General features: G+C 43.5%; 17 protein-coding genes and 1 other annotated feature. Of the genes, 9 read left to right on the forward strand and 8 right to left on the reverse strand.

The features are described from left to right. Positions 1-22 precede the first annotated feature (22 nt). A complete protein-coding gene (locus AC6UDD_RS00340; protein WP_500717356.1) occupies positions 23-1570 on the reverse strand; it encodes a YfhO family protein in 1548 nt (515 codons plus the stop codon). A 246-nt stretch (positions 1571-1816) separates the two neighbouring features. After that, positions 1817-2050: a binding site (T-box leader), on the forward strand. Positions 2051-2096: 46 nt separating this feature from the next. On the opposite strand from AC6UDD_RS00340, the gene AC6UDD_RS00345 reads away from it, so the two are divergent. The 9 genes from AC6UDD_RS00345 (at position 2097) to AC6UDD_RS00385 (ending at position 10965) form a co-directional block, all read left to right on the forward strand. Beyond that, positions 2097-2939 (forward strand): MetQ/NlpA family ABC transporter substrate-binding protein, encoded by an 843-nt coding sequence (locus tag AC6UDD_RS00345; protein WP_500693301.1) that lies wholly within the window; start codon positions 2097-2099, stop codon positions 2937-2939. 98 nt (positions 2940-3037) lie between these two features. Continuing rightward, a complete protein-coding gene (locus tag AC6UDD_RS00350; protein ID WP_500717359.1) occupies positions 3038-4018 on the forward strand; it encodes a LacI family DNA-binding transcriptional regulator in 981 nt (326 codons plus the stop codon). A 167-nt stretch (positions 4019-4185) separates the two neighbouring features. Next, positions 4186-4932 (forward strand): sugar phosphate isomerase/epimerase family protein, encoded by a 747-nt coding sequence (locus AC6UDD_RS00355; RefSeq protein WP_500717361.1) that lies wholly within the window; start codon positions 4186-4188, stop codon positions 4930-4932. Then, positions 4933-6219, forward strand: coding sequence for a Na+/H+ antiporter NhaC family protein (locus AC6UDD_RS00360; RefSeq protein WP_500717364.1), 1287 nt, complete (start codon positions 4933-4935; stop codon positions 6217-6219). A gap of 23 nt (positions 6220-6242) precedes the next feature. Next, complete coding sequence (locus AC6UDD_RS00365; protein ID WP_500717366.1) at positions 6243-7208, forward strand: sugar kinase; 966 nt, start codon at positions 6243-6245, stop codon at positions 7206-7208. Positions 7209-7227: 19 nt separating this feature from the next. Further along, positions 7228-8163, forward strand: a complete 936-nt coding sequence (locus tag AC6UDD_RS00370; protein ID WP_500717369.1) for a phosphoglycerate dehydrogenase — start codon at positions 7228-7230, stop codon at positions 8161-8163. 133 nt (positions 8164-8296) lie between these two features. Then, the gene (locus AC6UDD_RS00375; RefSeq protein ID WP_500717371.1) at positions 8297-9700 is read left to right on the forward strand and encodes an APC family permease; all 1404 of its coding nucleotides are present in this window, start codon (positions 8297-8299) and stop codon (positions 9698-9700) included. 130 nt (positions 9701-9830) lie between these two features. Next, positions 9831-10280: a zinc-ribbon domain-containing protein gene (locus AC6UDD_RS00380; RefSeq protein WP_500717373.1), complete on the forward strand. Its 450-nt coding sequence runs from the start codon at positions 9831-9833 to the stop codon at positions 10278-10280. A gap of 52 nt (positions 10281-10332) precedes the next feature. Then, positions 10333-10965, forward strand: coding sequence for a DUF805 domain-containing protein (locus tag AC6UDD_RS00385; protein WP_500717375.1), 633 nt, complete (start codon positions 10333-10335; stop codon positions 10963-10965). Positions 10966-11014: 49 nt separating this feature from the next. On the opposite strand, the gene AC6UDD_RS00390 is transcribed toward AC6UDD_RS00385, so the two are convergent. The 7 genes from AC6UDD_RS00390 to AC6UDD_RS00420 form a co-directional block, all read right to left on the reverse strand. Next, positions 11015-11674 carry a zinc ribbon domain-containing protein gene (locus AC6UDD_RS00390; RefSeq protein WP_500717380.1) on the reverse strand — a complete coding sequence of 220 codons (660 nt, stop codon included), beginning with the start codon at positions 11672-11674 and terminating at the stop codon, positions 11015-11017. A 17-nt stretch (positions 11675-11691) separates the two neighbouring features. After that, positions 11692-12084, reverse strand: coding sequence for a zinc-ribbon domain-containing protein (locus tag AC6UDD_RS00395; protein WP_500717386.1), 393 nt, complete (start codon positions 12082-12084; stop codon positions 11692-11694). A 144-nt stretch (positions 12085-12228) separates the two neighbouring features. After that, a complete protein-coding gene (locus tag AC6UDD_RS00400; RefSeq protein WP_500717389.1) occupies positions 12229-13143 on the reverse strand; it encodes an ABC transporter ATP-binding protein in 915 nt (304 codons plus the stop codon). Then, positions 13136-14185, reverse strand: coding sequence for an ABC transporter ATP-binding protein (locus tag AC6UDD_RS00405; protein WP_500717392.1), 1050 nt, complete (start codon positions 14183-14185; stop codon positions 13136-13138). The genes AC6UDD_RS00400 and AC6UDD_RS00405 overlap by 8 nt, the downstream gene beginning before the upstream one ends. A gap of 14 nt (positions 14186-14199) precedes the next feature. Beyond that, complete coding sequence (locus tag AC6UDD_RS00410) at positions 14200-15228, reverse strand: ABC transporter permease (RefSeq protein ID WP_500693317.1); 1029 nt, start codon at positions 15226-15228, stop codon at positions 14200-14202. Further along, on the reverse strand, positions 15228-16160 hold the full coding sequence (gene opp3b / locus AC6UDD_RS00415) for an oligopeptide ABC transporter permease (protein WP_010022390.1): 933 nt from the start codon (positions 16158-16160) through the stop codon (positions 15228-15230). Before opp3b ends, AC6UDD_RS00410 begins: the two co-directional genes overlap by 1 nt. 16 nt (positions 16161-16176) lie before the next feature. Continuing rightward, positions 16177-17817 (reverse strand): peptide ABC transporter substrate-binding protein, encoded by a 1641-nt coding sequence (locus tag AC6UDD_RS00420; protein WP_500718088.1) that lies wholly within the window; start codon positions 17815-17817, stop codon positions 16177-16179. Positions 17818-18136: the final 319 nt, after the last annotated feature.

Consider the following 18136-nt stretch of genomic DNA (forward strand, 5'->3'; position numbering starts at 1 on the left):
GTCACGTGAGTCCCATTTTCGTTTATTTAAAATGTTTTTTATAAAATGCTAGCCCAAGGTATCCCAGTAAAAGTAACCAGGAGATGACACTGATCCAAATGCCAATGATGTGAACGCGGGTGCGGTGATACGTCAATTTGATGGTGTTTGTACCTTTTTTAACGGGAATATTGATGGCACGCTCTTGGTCAACCTTGATGGGAACTGGTTGATTGTTAACGGTCACGGCGTAGCCAGGGAAGTAAACGTTTGGCAAACGAACCCTGGTGGTACTTTCAGCGTCTAATTGGTACTCAATTTGATTGTACGAGGTAGTCCGTTTCGTTTGTTTTAAACCCTTCTGACCTGGATTCATTTTTAAGGTAGAATGCTTTTTGAGTAAGGGCTCTAAAGAATCGGAAGCGTGAGGGAGGTAGTCCCAATAAACGGCTGATTTCCCCACTTTTTCAAACGCCTGTGGTGAAGAAGCCTGGGGTTCCCAGGATTTGAGCTGCAAATTGGTAGCAAGTGATGAACAGAGGCTAAGTACTAAGACGCCTAAAAGCAAGAGGGTTCCCGTAGAATTGTTTTTGGCAAAAATCTTGGTAATGATTTCTCCGCCTAAAAACGCTAGTAGGACAGTAGTGATGATCAGAAAACGGAATGGGAATTGGATCATTCCCACCCATTTTTGCAAAAGGTCCCACGGAAAGAGATTGGAACTAAAAAGCAGAAAGAGCAGTGAGAGGACTGTCATTGATTTGGAGAATAGGTCAAGTCGATGCCAGAAGACGAACAGCAAGATGATGATCATTAGTCCGATAATGCCAATGCTAGCACCGTACTGCCAAGGTCCATTTGGAGTGGGGCCAAAAAACAGATTGGTGACCGGGATGCTCATGTCTTGGAGGCGACACTTCATGATGGAAATTTCTTGGTCGTAATGGTAATTCTGAATTAATGGCAGTAAAAAGAAAGCCGATAAGAAGAAAGTCCCGACGGCAGCGGCGATTAGCGCTAAGATCCGCTTTACTTTAAGTTTCAATGAATCATGGTTTAACATGATAATAATGATCGTCATGGCAGAAAAGGCACCGGCAATCAAAAACGACAGTAGGTGGGTTAATACCAGCAGGGTTAATCCAACGCTTAAGACCCACCACTGGCGATCGTTTTTGATACATACCTGATAAATTCCGTAGAGAATAACTGGTAGAAAGACAAACGCCATTCCTTCCGCCACATCAAAGCGGACAAAGAGGTCAAACGTTAGATACGTCGATAAACCGTAGATGATGGCGGATACGAGTCCGGTCAGTTTTCGATTGGTGATTTTCCAGGTTGCTAGATACATGGAGATAAACACCAGAAAGTTGATTAGGATGAGGTAAAGTAAGTAGGATGTGTATGGATTCTTAATGACTAAATGAATTATGGCCTCAGGTAATACGGCAAAAATCGGATAGAACCCATTTAGCGGGTAACCAACTTTGACGAAAGTTTTCGTCATCATTCCCGGTATCATATGTAAGATGCCACCGTGTTGAACCTGGATGTAACTCTCGTACGCCCGGGCCAGATGAAACCGCATGTCTTCGCGTGGTAGGACTGGATTGCCAAAGAAATAGGGACTGACGACTGCTACGCTTAAAATTAAAAACAGAAGCAGTGAAAGTAACGTGAAATGTTTATGTATAAACTTCGAGATAGTAATTCCCCCTTGTGAGTTAATACCGTTATTATAGAATAACTTTAAAAGTTATTCTATTTTTTCTCAAAAATGATTGACATTCCGTTTTAAAGCATGTAAAGTAACGACCATTAAAAACAATAAATTAACTAAACAGAAAAGTTGAGTAGGCAGAAGAAACTCAAAGAGAGTCTCAGGTTGGTGCGATGAGATGAGTTAACGCTGTTGAAGATGGACTTGGAGTTTTCACCAGTGAATCGTGAGCTGGTGACGGGATGCCGCCGATATCATGGCCCGGTTATTTTTACAAGTAACTGTTGAGGTAGTCGTTGTGAGACGACTATGAACTAAGGTGGTACCGCGGAAGCATTCGTCCTTTTTACAGGATGGATGCTTTTTTGTTTGGTTAATAATGGGAGGAACGCAAATGAGAAGATGGGTTAAATACTTAATTTGGATTGGAATTATATTGTTTATTGGAATCGCCGGATACTTCAGCTTTTTCCACCAATCAGAGGCTGAAGCGAACACCATTACCGTTGGCATCATGGCCGGATCCAAACAGGAACAGGCCATCTGGAACGAGGTAGCTAAAGACGCCAAGGATAAGTATGGCCTAAACGTTCAGTTTCAGACGTTTACCGACTATTCACAGCCTAACAACGCTTTAACCAACGGGGACATTGACGTGAATGCCTACCAAAACTACCCATTTTTGGACAATTGGAATGACGTTCACCACACGGACATCGTGCCGGTTGGGGATACCGTGATTGAACCGATGAGGATTTACTCCAATCAATTTAAGTCGGTTAATGAAATTTCCAGTGGAACTTCCATTGCGGTGCCAAACGACACTAACAACGAGTCCCGGGCTTTACACGTCCTCCAGAGTGCAGGATTGATTAAGTTAAATCCGAAAAAGGCTTTTACCACCGTCAAGGACATCACCAGTAATCCGAAGAACCTGAAGATTAAAGAAGTGGACGCTTCTCAGACTCCACGGCTTTTGAATTCGGCTGGAGCTTCCGTCGTTAACGGGAACTTCGCTGAAAGTTCGAACCTGAGCCCCAAGAAAGCCATTTATACGGCACCATTTACCAAGGATTCTCATAAGTGGGTCAACTTCATTGCCGCAAAGAAGCGCGACGAGCATAGTAAGAAAATCAAAGAATTAGTGAAGGCATATCAGACCGAAAAGACCGCTAAACTAATTAAAAAAGAGTCCGGGATTAACCAGCAGGCGGCTTGGAACCTTAAATTTAAATAGCTAGAATGGAATTCATCAATTAATTGATGAATTCTTTTTTGACTAGAAACAAAAGTTCAATAAATGGTAGAATGAAAAAAACGATGGGAGGGGTCCAAATGGGTTCAGTAGCTACGATTAGAGACGTTGCGTCAGAAGCAGGGGTGTCAACCGCCACCATCTCACGCTACTTAAACGGAAAAACCAACCACATGTCCGATGCTACTGCCAAGCGGGTCACCGAAGCAATCAAGAAGTTGAACTACGTGCCAAACGAATCTGCTAGACAGCTCATTACCAAGCAAAGTCGGTTGGTGGCTGTCATTGCGGCGGATGTTGACGACTATTTTTCTACGGAGATTTTTAAGGGTGTTAATTCGGTTTTAAAAAAGAACAGCTTCATCGCGGTCTTAATGGACTCCGATAGTGATGAACGGCGGGAACTTGATACGTTATCGTCACTTAACCAGCAGATGTTTGGTGGCGTCTTGATTCAGCCGTTAAGTAACGACCTGGACGCCTTTCAAAGTTCGATTCCCCAAAACGTGCCAGTGGTCATGTTAGACCGGCAGATTAAGGGCAGTCCCTGGCCGAGTGTGGTTACCAATAACTACGAAGTCAGTAAGAAGGCGGCTCAATACTTTAAAGATCAGGGATTAAGCCACGTCTTTGTGATTACAAATAACGTGAAAAACGTTTCTACCCGAGAACAACGACTGAACGGGATTAAAGCGGTCTATGGGGACGACGTCACTGTCATTTCTCCTGGAAACGATGAGCGTTCGTTTCGTCAGGCATACGCCAAACTGAAAAATGACATCGGTGAAACGAACGGGGGTCTGATTTTTGCTTTAAAGGAACGATGGCTCTTGAAGTTTTTGCCCAAGTTGATTCGGGATGGGGTCATTCGGAAGTCCGATGGAGTTCACATGACGGGTTTCTCTGACACTTCACTGATTGATAATATTGATCCGGGAATTAAGGTGATTAATCAGGACCCATTTCAGATTGGCGTGAATGCCGCTCAGATCCTGATTGAAGGGATTGAGAGTGATTCCCAACCGATTGCGAAAAAAATTGAGATTCCAGCCCAATTTTAAAAGAGTAAGACGAGCCAGTGCGGCTGGTCTTTTTTTATGGCATCATGGAAAACGATTACATGTTTTTAGAAAAAAGATTGCCAAACAGTATTGACTACTTTTATGTAAACGATTACCATAATCATAAATATGAAAGCGGTATCAAATTAAAAAAGGAGTGAATACTGATGCGATTGTTTTTAAATACATGGATCTTTGTAAATGACATCGAAGCCGGTACGAGTCAGGCAGCGTTATTTCCGCGCGTGAAGCAGATGAACGTTGACGGGATTGAGGTTCGACGCGAATACATCAAGGATTTTTCTAAAGAACTTGATGAGATTGATAATGCCAGATTGAGAACGGGATTACTGGTCAATTATAGTGTTCCCGATGAGCTGTTTTTAAAGGACGGTTCAGTTAATCCCAAGTTGAAGCAATACTTTGATGAGGGTCAACAAATGGGAATTACCAAAATCAAGTTTAACGTGGGAAACTTTCGGGCGTTTGACGGTGATTTGTCCCATGCCTTTGACGGATTGCCCCTCGATCGGATTCAATTAAACGTGGAAAATGATCAAACCAAGGTGAGTGGCAAGATTGCCAACATCAAGCACTTTTTAAACCAAGCCAAAAAGAATGGTCTTCCCATTAAGTACGTGTACGACCTTGGTAACTGGGCGTTTACCCATCAAAGTGCGGACTATGCGGCTGATTCCCTTGGACAGTATACCGATTACATTCATTTAAAGAACGTCAACCAGTTTGACGAGGATGACTTACAGACTGCGGACGATCTAAACGACGGCATGTTTGATTGGAAAAACATCCTGAACGAGTTACCGAAAACAGCGGATTTAGCGCTTGAATTTCCGATGGAAGACGACGAACACGTTGAACGGCAGATCAAGTTGCTGAGAGATGAGGTGATGTAGTTGATGAATACCATTATTGCGATTCTGTTACTAGTTACCTTTGCTGGCTTTATCTTTTACATTATTAAAGGTGGAGACCTGACCATTGGGTTCTTCGTCATGGCGATTCTTTGGACCGTCATCGGCCTGATCCCATATCACACCGCTTTGACGGCGGTCTTCTCAACGCCCGCTTTGAAGTACGGTTCGACGATTATCTACATCGTCTTTGGTTCGTGGTTCGGACGAGTGTTGGTTGACAGTGGCATTGCGCCATCAATTTCGCAGAAAACGAATAAGGTTGGGAAATCGCATCCCTTACTGGCCGCTATTTTGATTGTCTTAGTTACAGCGCTGTTGTTTGTCAGTTCCTACGGAGTGGGTTCGGTCATTGCCATCGGTGTCATTTTGTTACCAATCCTCTTGTCATTGGGAATTCCTCGAGACGTGGCCCTAACGACGTTTGCCTTGTCGATTGGTTCAGCCATGTACGTCAACGTCGTGTTATTTAATCAGATTAAGGCGTTCTTCCCAAAAGCTGAGTACAATCTGCACTATCTTGAGTTTGGTTGGGCCGCCATGGCGGTGCAACTAATCGCAGTCATCTTGTTTCTGGTAATGAAACGCCACACGTTTAATCCAAAGAATGCCGAGGCCAACCTGAAAGAGATTGGTGCGACTGATCCCGGGGACGTTGACAAGATCCCGTACATTGCGTACGCTATCCCAGTTGTTCCCGTTATTTTGAACATGGCGCTTGGCTGGGATGCCATTCCAGCATTGATCCTTTCTAGTATCCTAGCGATGCTTGTGACCGGTAAGATGAAGGGCTACAAAAAATTCAAGGAATTTCTTAATACCACGATTAAACAGTCCATTAACGATATTTCGGGCTTAATCATGTTCCTTATGGCACTAGTTATGTTTGCCGGTGCGGCTCAGTTAAACGCTGGTCGTTTCAAGGGAATCTTCAGTGCCATCCTGCCAAACAGTCATTTACTTTTAGCACTTGGAATCGGAGTTCTTGCTCCGTTGGCATTGTTTAGAGGACCACTTCAGGTCTGGGGTGCTGGAGCTGCGACGGCCGCCGTCCTTTCCGCTACTGGGATGTTTAACGACATGTTCCTCTTACCATTAATGTACGTTCCAACCCTGATGGCGGTTTCAACTGATATTACTCAGTCATGGAACGTCTGGGGTCTTGACTACATGAAGGTTCGTCCTCAGCAACTACTGAAACTGGGAGTTCCGGTCATGTGGATTGTCTCCATTTTAAACGAAATATTAGTGTACTTATTCTTCGGATAGATGATTAAAGAAAGGTGAAAATTATGAGTGAATTTCTGACAATTGGTGAACCGGTGGTGACGTTCGCCTCAACCGATCCTGACGCTACTTTAGCTGATTCGACCCACTATCTAAAAATCCTCGGAGGGGCGGAGCTAAACGTGGCCATTGGTGCAAAACGACTGGGACATTCCGCCCAGTACGTTTCTCAAGTGGGAACTGATCCGCTGGGTAAATACGCCAAGGAAGTGATTATCGACCACGGCGTTGGGATTGACTACGTTAAAGACGATCCCGATCATTGGACGGGTCATCAATTAAAACAGATGGTGACGCACGGTGATCCCCAGACGTTCAACTATCGCACGGGATCGGCTGCTTCACATCTAAAGCGGGGGGTCATTGACGAGATTAATCTTGATGACGTCAAAATGGCTCATCTAACGGGGATCTTCCCGGCTTTGTCAGCAGAAGCAGAAGACTCATATCGTGCATTAATGGACCGATTGATTAATAATGAAATCAAGATAACGTTTGATCCAAACCTGCGTCCCGGACTGTGGGGTGATCATGATCGAATGATTAAAACGATTAACGAATTAGCTAAAAACGCTGACATTGTGATGCCAGGTGTAAACGAGGGCAAGGTCCTCATGGGAAGTGATGACCCGAAAAAAATTGCTGACTTTTACCTCCAGAATGGTGAACGCACGAACGCAGTGCTCATTAAGTTGGGCCCGGATGGTGCGTATGTGAAGACTAAAGATGGAGATTCGTACACAGTCTCCGGTTTTAAGGTCGATCACGTCGTCGACACGGTTGGTGCCGGTGATGGGTTTGCGCTTGGGGTAATTACCGCACTATTAGAGGGCAAAAATCTAAAGAGTGCGGTCATGCGGGGAAATGCCGTTGGGGCGCTTCAAGTTCAGACGCCCGGTGATAACGATGGCTATCCTACTCCAAGCGAGTTAAAAGATTTTTATAAAAAAGAACACGTTAGTGAATCGTAAGTAGATGGGAGAGATTATGATGGCTAAAAAAGTTGCAGTACAAGCAAGTTTGGCTCCAGATGGAAAACAGCTACTGAAAGACAGTGGCTTTGATGTTGTGGAATTACCTGACAAGAAGATTTCAACGTTGCTTGATATGGCCGCCGATGCTTATGGCATCCTGATTGGGACGACTCCATTTCCAAATGACACCATTGAAAAGATGCCGAACTTAAAGATCATCGCTAGAAACGGTGTGGGTTATGACAACATCGACGTTCCCTTTATGGTACAACATGGCATATATGTAACAATTACGCCGCTCGCCAATGCCTCAACGGTTGCTGAGACGACGTTAGCCGAAATCTTTGATGTATCAAAGAACGTTACCAATGATTCGCACGAGATGCGTGACGGTAACTGGAACTACAAGAAGGATCACATGGGTTTTGATTTAGAGGGCAAGGTCCTCGGCATTCTCGGTTACGGCCGAATCGGCAAGATGGTAGCTAAGAAGGTGAGCGGACTGGGGATGAATGTCATCTACAATTCACCACATGCTGAAGACTCTGAATACGGTAAAGCGGTTAATCGCGATGCTATCTTTACTGATTCAGACATCGTCACTTTACACATGCCAGTGCTACCTTCGACTAAGCAAAGCGTTGGTAAACGTGAGTTTGAGATGATGGATAACTCGGCGGTTCTCATTAATTTAGCTCGGGGTGCGCTCGTTAATACGAATGATTTAATCGACGCGTTAAAGAGTCACGAAATCAAGGCCGCTGCCCTGGATGTGTTTGATTCTGAACCACTACCAATGGACAGTCCACTATACAAGCTGGATAACGTCTTGTTGACACCGCACATTGCCTCTAACACGGTGGAATGCATGAACCGGATGGCTCACGATGCCGCCAGTGAGATCGTGAAGGTCCTAAATGGTGAACAACCACAGTGGGCGGTTAAAAAGTAAAAAAAATTAACTAAGAACTGGGATGAAATGGTCCCAGTTCTTTTTTGTTTAAGGAAATCTTAAAAAAGTAATTGTCATCATCTTTTTTTCACGGTACAATTCAATGCAATACAAATGAAAAGGAGGGATGCATATGCATAATATGTTCAAGAAAGAATCGGTTGCTAGTTTCGTCAAAGCCGATGCCGGCTTAAAGCGAACGCTGACCGCTAAAGACTTAATTGGTCTTGGCGTCGGAGCCGTTGTCGGAACTGGGATCTTTATTCTTCCAGGACACGAAGCAGCTTTACACGCAGGACCAGCGGTTGCACTGGCATTCTTGCTTGCTGCCATCTTAGCTGGGGTCGTGGGTATGGCGTATGCCGAGTTTTCGTCGGCGATGCCCGTTGCTGGTTCAGCATACTCCTTTGGAAGCGTCGTTTACGGCGAGATCATCGGGTGGATTCTTGGTTGGGGACTAATCCTAGAGTACTTCTTGGCGGTTTCTGCTGAGGCCACCGGATTTGCTTCGTACTTTAATAACAACATTTTAGCTGCCATTGGGATTAACATTCCGAAGTTTCTTCAAAGTGGCCCGATGGAGGGTGGCGTAGTCAACATCAGTGCCGTTGTCATTACCCTGTTAGTTGGATTACTCGCTTTAATGGGAACTAATTTTTCCAAGAAGATTGAGAACGTTGCCGTGCTGGTCAAAATTGGCATCATCGTCTTGTTTATCGTTGTGGGTGTTTTTTACATCAAGTCAAGCAACTACGTTCCGTTTTACCCCAAGCAGTTTCACACTCCACCGTTTGGTTTAGGTGGGATTTCGACCGCCGCTGCCACCGTCTTTTTTGCTTTCATGGGCTTTGACGCGTTGGCATCAAATTCGGCTGAAACCATTAATCCTAATAAGAATATGGCCAAGGGAATTCTTGGAACCGTTCTGATTGCGGCCGTACTGTATGTTGGATTCTCCTTGGTCCTGACCGGAATGGTTCATTACTCACTACTAAACGTTGACGATCCAGCCGCTTTGGCATTCTCCATGGTGCACTTAAACTTCATGAACAAGGCCATCACGATCGGAGCACTGTTTGGGATTTTCACCGCCATGGTCACCATGGTCATCGGAAGTTCACGACTGGTTTACTCACTTGGACGTGACGGACTAATTTCTAAGAAAATGGGAAAGATTAACCACAAGACCGGAATTCCGACTTACGCAGTTTGGTTAGCCGTCATCATTCAGGCCATCTTTGCCGGGGTCGTTCCTTTAACCCAACTAGTTTCATTGATTAACGCTGGAACTTTGGTTGCGTTTGCCTTTATCTCATTTGGGATTATTCCATTGAGACGAAGAAAGGACATCAAGAATACTGGTTACAAGATGCCACTTTACCCGTACCTGCCAATTCTAGCCGGACTGATGAGTATCTACTTCATCATCATGTTACCGAACGTGACCAAAATTGCGGTAATTGGTTGGTTAGCACTGGGAATTGTGATCTACTTTGTTTACGGGATTCACCATTCTCGATTGCAAAATGAAGAATAATTAATGAATGAGAAGCCGTGAGATGGCTTCTCATTTTGTGTAGCTAATTAAGATTTTTATGTGATAAAATTAACTTGAATTCTGGTCCTATTTGGAGTTCTTTTAATACATACGAAAAGGAGAAAGAAAAATGGCATTAAAAACAAGATTTTGTCCTAACTGTGGAGCTGAGATTCCAGTTGACGTAAAGTTCTGTACGAAATGTGGATATAAACAACCCAGTATTGATGAATTAGAGGAAATGAATCAGGAAGAGGAGACAACTACGGTTGAGGTTGATCCAAATGAAAAACAAGACGAAGGCCAACCTGAAATTTTGATTCCTGTTTCAGCTGGTGCCATTCCTGATGGATATGAATTCAATCAAAATGGGTCAGTGGCGTTAAGCGGCCACTATATTCCAGATGATGACCAGATTTTGCGTGAATTTCAACAGGAAGCTTTTAATAAAATGAGAGATATTGTGAAAGAAAATAATTGTGATGGTGCCTTTAATCTGGCAATTCAGACTCAAATTGACGGAGATAGTTCAAAAATGTTCATTTTCGCCTATTTTGACATGGCAAATAGTGTAAAATAAAAGTAGATGTTACATTAACATCGATTTAAATACATACTATGGAGGTTTTACGATGGATGACACCAAGCACTGTCCTAATTGTGGTAAATTGTTAAAGGCGGATGTGAAATTCTGTCCTTATTGTGGTCAAGCTCAACCAGAGATGGCTGATGCACAAAGTAGTCAAGGTACTGATAGTCAACAGGCTAATTATGGTTATCAAGAAACTAATAATGAGCAGCAGACTTATCGGCCAGAATCCAATACTGGAGCGGATATTCGTTCTGAATATTCATCACCTAACATGATTACCTCGTTTAAAGATTACTTTGGGAACATGTTTCATATTTCTGGAAGAATGAGTAGGGCATCATATTGGTGGTCAAGCTTGGATGTTGCTTTAATTGTTTTTGTTACTTGGGGACTTATTGCGATTTTTAGTTCTACAAATACTTCCGCTGGGAATATGATTGCAGGATTATTTGCCATAATATTTATCATTTTGTATATCTTTTTATATATCGGTAACATCACTTCCATGTGTCGTAGATTTCATGACATCAATTATTCAGCTGGTTTCTGGTGGTTACAACTGATTCCATTTGTTGGAAGCATCATTGTTTTCATCTTCATGCTGTTTAGCTCTGTGGACGAGGGCAATCGTTTTGGCGGACCAGATGTTAGTTATTTGAAAAAATTAAAATAGTCAGTAAAAAAACACTGCTTAATCGGCAGTGTTTTTTGTATACAGATTATTATTGTTGTGGACCCATAATAAATTGTTTTCCCGGTTTCATATTGTCTCCCCAATTGACATTAATAGCGGTCTTGGTCAGGTGGAAAGTATCAGTGAGACTACCAGCTAATTGTAATGGGAGTTTCTTAGGGTCTTCGTTAGAATCGTCATTGTTTAGAACTTTATACATGTAAAATGACTGATTTTGGTGTGGTAGTTTGGCTTTGATCAGATAAAAGCTGCCGTAATTTGCATTCTTTTTATCGTTTGGATGCTTTATGTAAAATTTATATGATTTGTCTTTCGTATTATACATTAACGTGGCATGTGCTTCATTAAGTTCATCACTTAATGAAAATCCATTAGGTGCATCGTTGTCGGGACGGGCTGTGTGATTAATCGACTTAATCACGCTACTAGCATTTGTATCCTGATTAGGGAAAACGTGACGTGCCCTAAAGTAGAAGTTCAAACCGAAAATAACGGCAAGCACGACCGTTCCAATCCCACCCAGCAGTTTTTTCAAGTTACTTTTATTATTTTGGGGATGATTCTCAGTTGGACTGGTTTTGGGTTGTTGCTTGGTCGTTTGGGGTTGTTCAGCCCCACAATACGGACAAAAGCGCGCGTCTTTTTTAATCTTTTTGCCACAGTTGACACAAAATTTTGTATTATTCATTAGACTTCATCCTACCTTCAGAATACTTGTGAACCCATGACCATCCCGAAAATAATTCCAATGATCATCAAAACGACCGACGCAATTATCAAAATAATTCCAGCATTTTGGTGATACTTAAGTTCGATTGCGCCAAGAACAATTCCGATAATTCCAAACACGATGGGGACAAAGAGGGTCGACAAAACGGCGGAAATCCAACCAAATACCAGTAATAGGGTACTGATGGTTTCAGGATTGCCCTGATTGCTAGCAGTCTGAGGTCGCATACTTGCTGGACTTGGTTGTGAATTAGTATGCGGGGTCGAATTGATTTCTGGTTGTTTGGCACCACAATATTGACAAAACTTCGTTTCTTTAGGAATCTTCTTGCCGCATTTAACGCAGAATTTTTCGTTAGTGTTATTCATTGAGATAAACCTCCATCTTGTGATTGAATTCATTATTCACATTAATAATACCATTCCCTTACTACTCCCGCAATCTAGGGCTGAATTAAGAGAAATAAAAAACGTTCGACTGAATTTGTTTTCAATCGAACGTTTTTGAAACGGTTATTTGTATTGTTTAGCTTCCTCATCACTGCAGTACAGCCAGTGACCGGGACGCACTTCTTGAAGGTATTGGTCCTCTTTAAATGGTTGACTGTGGTCGAACTTGATAATCTTGTGCTGTTTTTCTGAGTGAGGGTCAGGGACTGGCACAGCTGATAATAAGCTCTGGGTGTACTTGTGAAGAGGGTGGTTGTATAACTCGTCGGTATCAGCCATCTCCACAATCTTACCAGCGTACATAACGGCGATTCGGTCACTAATATACTTCACCATTGAAAGGTCGTGGGCGATAAACAGGTAGGTCAAGCCTTCTTTTTCCTGGATATCCTGCATCAGGTTTACGACCTGAGCTTGAACGGAAACATCAAGGGCGGAGATGGGTTCGTCGGCAATGATGAACTTCGGTTTAACCGCTAGGGCACGGGCGATCCCAATTCGTTGTCTCTGACCACCAGAGAACTCATATGGGTATCGACTGGCATGTTCTTCGTTTAGGTTGACGAGGTGAAGGAGTTTTCGCACTCGGTTATCTCTTTCATCAGCGTTTTTAACTAAATGGTTGATGTCAAGTCCTTCAGCAATGATGTCTTCTACTTTCATTCGGGGATTCAGTGAGGCATATGGATCCTGAAAGATCATTTGCATCTGACTACGCAGGTTCTTCATTTGTTTGCGTTTTAACTTCGAGATGTTTTGTCCTTCAAAGTCGATTTCACCCTCAGTTGGGTCGTAGAGACGAATGATGTCTCTTCCGGTTGTACTTTTACCCGAACCGGATTCACCAACCAGACCCAGTGTTTCACCAGGATAAATGTTAAATGAGATGTCGTCAACGGCCTTAACCTCGTCAGGCTTTCCGACGTTAAAGTATTGTTTTAAATGTTTAACTGAAACAATGGGATCTTTTTTAGTCATGGTCGTTTTCACCTCGTTTCTTAAATTCAGCCTGGCGCTTTTGAATTGATTCCGGTGGGGTAACCTTTGGAGCGCGCTTGTCTAACAACCAGGTGGCGGCGTAGTGGCTGTCACTTACCTTAAAGAAGGGTGGTTGTTTTTCGTGGTCAATCTTTAAAGCGTACTTGTTTCGGGCGTAGAAAGCGTCGCCCTTTGGTGGGTTAATCAGGTTGGGTGGCGTTCCTGGGATCGTGTTCAAGCGGTCACTCTTCATTGAGAGGGTCGGCATGGAGTCAAGCAATCCCCAGGTGTAAGGATGTTGCGGATTGTAGAAGATATCGTCAACGTTTCCGTACTCGACAATCTTGCCGGCATACATGACGGCTACGCGATCGGCGATGTTGGCAACCACCCCTAAATCATGGGTGATGAAGATGATGGAAGTTCCAATCTTATCCTTTAAGTCTCTTAATAACTTGATGATTTGGGCTTGAACCGTAACGTCCAGGGCGGTAGTCGGTTCGTCGGCAATCAGAATATCGGGTTTATCGATGATTGCCATCGCAATTACGATTCTTTGTCGTTGCCCACCGGAGAATTGGTGAGGATAGTCACGCATTCGTTCCCTAGCGTTGGGAATTCCAACTTCTTCTAAGACTTCAGCGGCCTGTTCGAGGGCCTTACTCTTAGACATTCCCTCGTGAACTCGGAGTGGTTCTGCCACCTGATTACCGATGTTCATGGTGGGGTCCAGTGAGGTCATTGGATCCTGAGAAATCATGGCAATCTTGCCGCCCCGAATCTTATCCATTTGTTTTTTGGATTCTTTTAAAATATCTTTGCCTTCAAAATCAATTGTACCGTTGGTGATGGTTTCGTTATCAGCTAGGAGACGCATGATCGTTCTCACGGTGATTGACTTACCTGAGCCAGATTCACCAACGAGCGCTAACGTTTCTCCCTTGTCAAGGTGAAAGCTAACGTCACGAATGGCTTTCACGGTTCCGTTTAGCGTAGCAAAATCAATTGACAGGTTTTTAACGTCTAATACTTTTTGAGCCATCTTATCTGTCTCCTTTACTTAGATTTTGGATCGAACGCATCTCTTAATCCATCTCCAAGCAGGTTGGTTGTAATCATAATGACAGACAGTACGATTGCTGGAACCCACATTTGATATGGCAAGAAATGAAAGGCCTTCTGACCATCGTTTAGAAGTGTACCAAGGGATGCGTTTGGTGCTGGGATCCCGATTCCAATGAAACTTAGGAAGGCTTCAAAGAAGATGGCCGATGGAATGGTGAACATGGTTTGAATAATAATGGTGGAACTGAGGTTTGGAATCAGGTGTTTCATCGCAATCTTGAATGGTGATTCACCAAGCGTCCGAGCGGCTAAGACGTATTCGGACTCCTTTAGTTTAAAGGTCTGAGCACGAACCAAACGTGACATGGTGATCCATCCGGTAAAGGCAATGGCGATGATGATTGAAGTGATTCCGGGTTTTAAGATTAGTAGTAATAAGACTACGACGATTAGGTTAGGAATTGATGAGAGGATTTCAACGATTCTCTGCATGAAGGTGTCAACGGCACCGCCGACCCAACCAGAGATTAAACCGTAAGGAACACCGACTAGGAGGTCAACGGCTGTCGCAACGACCGCGATAAACAGTGATAACCGGGTCCCGTAGAGAATTCTTGAGAAGAGGTCACGTCCTAAGTAATCGGTTCCCATGATGTAGTAGGTTCCCTTTGGAACGTGTTCTGCTTGATATGCGTTGACCATGTGGCCACCGGCTTCGTGAATTCCGTTTAGACCGGGGATGTTAAGTGAGCCCCATTTTGGTGGTAAGTTCGCGTACAGGACGTTTTGAGCGTTTGGATCGTGTGGTGAAAGGATCGGTGCGAAGATTGCGACTAGGGCGATTATTACTAACAGAATCAAAGAAGTCATGGCAACCTTGTTTCTAACTAATCTTCGTTTAACGTCTTGAAAGTACGTTAGAGAAGGGGTGTTGATTGATTCGGATTCAGTGTCCAAGTTTGAAAGGTCGTCACTTGCGAACTGGAACTGATCTTCAAGTGGTGGTAAGTTTTCGGCCATTATTCTTTACCTCCGTTTCCTAGTCTGATTCGTGGATCGATGATTCCGTAGAGGATATCGACAACCAAGATAATGACAACTAATAAGAATGAGTAGAAAATTGTGAGTCCCATGATGGTGGGGTAATCGTTCGTCAGAATGGACTGAACGAATTGATTACCGATTCCGGGAATTGAGAAGATGTTTTCAACTACCAGTGAACCGGTCATGATTGAGACGGCCATGGGACCAACGATGGTGATGACCGGAATCAATGAGTTTCTTAGGGCGTGGTGCGTAATCGTCTTTCTTTCCGAATCACCCTTGGCTTTCGCTAGTTCAATGTAGTCACTGTCTAAGACATCGACCATTTCAGTTCTCATGAACCGGGCGACATTTGCGAGCGGGAAGGCCGCAAGTGCTAGCGTCGGTAGGATGCTGGAACTGAAGTTTTGCCAGAGGGCAACTGGGAACCATTGCAGTTTGTAGCCGAAGTAGTACTGAAGTAAAACGGCTAAAACGAAACTTGGGATTGAGATTCCAAGGATTGAGATGAAGGTTGCACCGGAATCAACCCAGGTGTTCTTCTTGATGGCGGCAACGGCACCAAGTAGGATTCCAAGGACTGAACCAACGATCATGGCTTGGGTACCAATCTGCATTGAAGGACCAATGTCATGGGCAATCAACTGGGTTACTGGTTGGTTGTTAAATTGAAATGAAGTTCCCAGATTTCCGTGGAGTAGATTTCCCATGTAGATCAGGTACTGATCCCAGAGTGGTTTGTTTAATCCGTACTTTTGGTTCATTATTGCGATTTGACTTGGCTGGAGTTTTGCCTGGTTTGAGTAAGGCGTTCCAGGTAAAAATTTCATCAGGAAGAAGGTAACCGAAGCAACAATGAATAAAGTGAGGATTAGGTAGAAAATTCGACGGATGATGTATTTTGTCATTTTGATTTACCTCTCTTTATTTCTTGTAGGTAGCCGCGAGATTGAAATTCCCGTTTGGTGACAGGTTGTAATTGTGAACGTCGCTTCTGGTAAGAGCTGCGGTGTTTTGTTGATAAAGTGGAACGACTCCCTCTTGCTTAGTCAAGATGGTCTGAGCGTTCAGGAGGTTCTGCCAACGGGCCTGATAGTTACCGGCGTTTTTATCAGATGCTTGTTTGATCTGTTGGTCGAACGCTTTGTTAGACCAGTGACCATCGTTCATGGCGCCACCGGTTTCAAAGAGGTTCAAGAATGTTACTGGATCTGGAAAGTCGGCGTTCCAAGCTGAGACAACCATGTCGAAGTCACCACTAGATGAACGTTGAAGTCGGTTCTTAAACGGAACGTTTGAAAGGGTGACCTTCAATCCTGGTAGTTTCTGCAGTTCAGCTTGCAGGAATTCGGATTGCTTTAAGGATGAATCCGTATCGTCACCCAACAGGGTTAAGTTGAGGTTCTTCTTCCCGGTCTCCTTTAGACCCTCAGTCCAAAGCTTTTTAGCTAACTTAGGATTGTAGTCGTTATAACTTGCGTCCTGTTTACTTTGAGCCTCGTCTTTAAAGTCAACTCCCGTTTGTTTGTTCCAGGTCATCTTAGAAGGAACAACACTTGAATCTGGTGTGGCGGTTTTACCTAACACTTGATTAGAAAGGAGTTGACGATTGATGGAGTGGCCAATGGCCTGTCTAATCTTGGTATTCTTGAAGAACGGATCCTTCTTCTCGTTCATCTCAATGTAGAAAGTACTTGAGGTTGGTTTCGTTGAGAAGTCTTTTTCGTTTTTCAGTTGGTTAGCTGAATCACCAGTTAGGCCGTTGTACTGGTCAATTACGTGACTAGAGTATAGGTTCAAGCCGGTGTTAGGATCCTTAACAACGTAGTACTTAACGGCGTTTAACCGGATGTTTTTCTTGTTCCAGTACGAGTTGTTCTTGCTTTCAGTCCAGGCGGTGTTTCCAACCTGCCATTTGTCTAACTTGAATGGTCCGTCGAATACCATGTCTTTACTGTTCAGCCCGTATTGACTACCCGCTTTTTCAACGACCTTCTGATTAAGTGGTAAGTACGATGCACCAGTCAGTAGAGAATTGAAGTAGGGAATTGGTTGCGACAAATTGACCTGCAACTTGTGGGGGCCAATGGCTTTAACACCTAAAGTCTTGGGTGAGGCCTTTCCGTTGGTGATCTTGTCAGCGTTTTTGACTCCTTCAAAAATGTAGGAGTACTGAGAAGCCGTCTTAGGATCGACGATTCTTCTCCATGCGTAGACAAAGTCATACGCGGTCACGGGGTCTCCATTTGACCATTTGGCGTTTCTCAGATCGAAATTATACTGAGTTCCACCCTTGGTTGGGGTAACGACCTTGGTCGCAATGCCAGGTTCAATCTTGCGGTTATTGTAGCGGTAAAGACCTTCCATCGTGTTGTTTAGGTTTTGCGCTCCAATACTATCCGTTACCATACTTGAGTCCATCGTAGAAATAATATCGCTGGAGTTGACTGCCATGTCCTTACTCCCCGATTTACTACTTCCAGAAGAACAACCAGTAAGCATCAGTGCCAAAGCGGCACCAATAAATGCTACTGAAAATATCTTCTTATGGTTCAAATGAAACACCTCCATGTTTGCTGTTTTGCTTTTTGTCGAATATACGCGCGTGTTCTTTAAAAGTAAATATGTTTTTTATATTTTTCTTAAGAACCTTAATAAATCTTTAAAGCAAGTGACGTTATATCAACGTTTTTACTTGACGTTACAAAACTTGTGACATGGGCAATGGTGGCTCAATAATGAAAATGATACACATTTTTGATTGTGTAACTTTTAGTGGATGAGAATCCCTTTGTGATGGGATTTAGTTATGCAAGTTTTTGATTAAAGAATGAAATTGGGATTTGATTAGGATTGGTCAAGTTAAAAATGTCTCAATCGCGAT

It is taken from the genome of Fructilactobacillus sp. X2R1C3 (genome assembly GCF_059901425.1).